Source organism: Segatella sinensis, assembly GCF_040095255.1.
In the GTDB taxonomy this organism is placed as follows: domain Bacteria; phylum Bacteroidota; class Bacteroidia; order Bacteroidales; family Bacteroidaceae; genus Prevotella; species Prevotella sinensis.
The window spans coordinates 1-1,577 of record NZ_JBBNGE010000119.1; the positions used below are offsets into that span (position 1 = coordinate 1).

2 protein-coding genes and 1 pseudogene are annotated in these 1,577 nt (G+C 39.5%); all 3 read left to right on the forward strand.

The features are described from left to right. Positions 1 to 318 (forward strand): annotated as a pseudogene (locus tag AAAT87_RS15335) (hypothetical protein); the annotation flags it as partial. A 13-nt stretch (positions 319 to 331) separates the two neighbouring features. Then, complete coding sequence (locus AAAT87_RS15340; protein ID WP_153089932.1) at positions 332 to 424, forward strand: smalltalk protein; 93 nt, start codon at positions 332 to 334, stop codon at positions 422 to 424. Between the two features lie 419 nt (positions 425 to 843). Beyond that, positions 844 to 1,577, forward strand: a 734-nt coding sequence (locus tag AAAT87_RS15345) for a hypothetical protein (protein WP_349226916.1), incomplete at its 3' end; no start/stop codon positions are given.

Below are 1,577 nucleotides of genomic sequence, written 5' to 3' on the forward strand. Positions count from 1 at the left end.
CAGTGGGAGCCAGGCCAGCAGTTCAAGAACCTGCTCGACGACGCAGAATTCAACCTCGTGGCTAGCCGCAGCGCTCAAGCAGCCGTGATCAAGGCGATCAAGGAAGGCAAGACCAACGTGGACCTCAACGTTCCAGTTACTCCTGATGGAGGTGGCGATGGAACCACTGGTGGCGGAACCCAGGATGGCGGCAGCGGAACCACCGGAACTGAAGGCAGCGGAACCACCGGAACTGAAGGCAGCGGAACCACTGGTAACCAGGGTACCAGCGGCGGCAATATCGGTGGTGAAGACGGCGGCGACAACGTAAATTTCTAAAAGATAAAAGTCTATGAAGAAGGATACTTGGAAAATGGTGATTCAGATTGCGATTAGCATTCTCACCGCAATAGCCACTTCGCTCGGCGTTTCAAGCTGCGTGTAAGCAGCAGGAAAGCAGAAAGTAAGATGCAGGAAAGCAGAATGAAATCTGCATGTGATTAGGTTTTGAGATGATTTTATCTACTACAACCGCTCCTCCTATATATATAGGTGGGGCAGTTTATTTATTCCCGCAGGTGTCATTAAGGGTCAGTGTCATGAAGGGTCATTTTCATTTTTCAATCCCCTTTAATCCGGTCATTAAGGTCATCAAGGATTTCGTTTTTTCAAAATATCCCCCAACATCACTCTATCTTATAAAATAAGGTTAAATAAAGTTCGCCCTGCAAACAAAATTCATCCATATAATCACTTTTCTGAATATTTTTTGTATTTTTGCAGAAATTTATCGCCGATATGAGGTTGAACATGGATTATCCTCCTAGTATCTGGTCATAATTAACAAATATAGAATTTCAGAGTATGTTACATAGCAAATATGCACATAAGAATAGTTATGAGGATCCTAAGACATCTGCTGTTTTCGAGAACCTTATGTTGTTGCCAGACAATGTATTTTGGCACATATTAAAGTCTTCTTGTTTTAACAATGCTAAAATGCAGATCAATTCAGGCAGGCTAATATCATATGACTTTTGGCCACACTGGGATAATACTGGTACAGATAATCAAAGCTATGTAGAGCCTGATTTATTTATATCTTTTGAGGAATTAGATGTAATTATTGAGGCAAAATATGGCGATTATGACGGTCAAGGTTCAAGCCAGTGGAAACGGGAATTAACTGCTTATAACAATGAATATGGAAAAGAAGGAAAACCTGTCGTATTCATTGCAGTAGGTGGTAATATGTCAATGAATATTGAAGAAATAAAAGTACGTGGCAAAATGCATTTCATTTTCAAATGTAATTGGCTTTCTTTGCTGATAGCTACCAATAGATATAGAGCTGAACTCAAAAAGATAAGCATACCAGACATGAGTATTTCTGCTACGCTGCGTTTGCTCGATAATATAATACTTGCCTTCAATATCAATGGCGTATATAATATAGACTGGTTTAACTCCATTGCAACCGAAAAGAAAATAATAAATGAGTCCACTTTAAAAAGTAAGGCCTGTTTAAAATGTTTATATTTCATGATAATAATCTTCGATTTATGCTGTTATCTGGAATATTTTTCGTATCTTTACAC

Excerpts from the sequence above, each read along its gene's own strand:
- AAAT87_RS15340 (WP_153089932.1), top strand. The coding sequence starts at position 332 with ATGAAGAAGGATACTTGGAAAATGGTGATTCAGATTGCGATTAGCATT.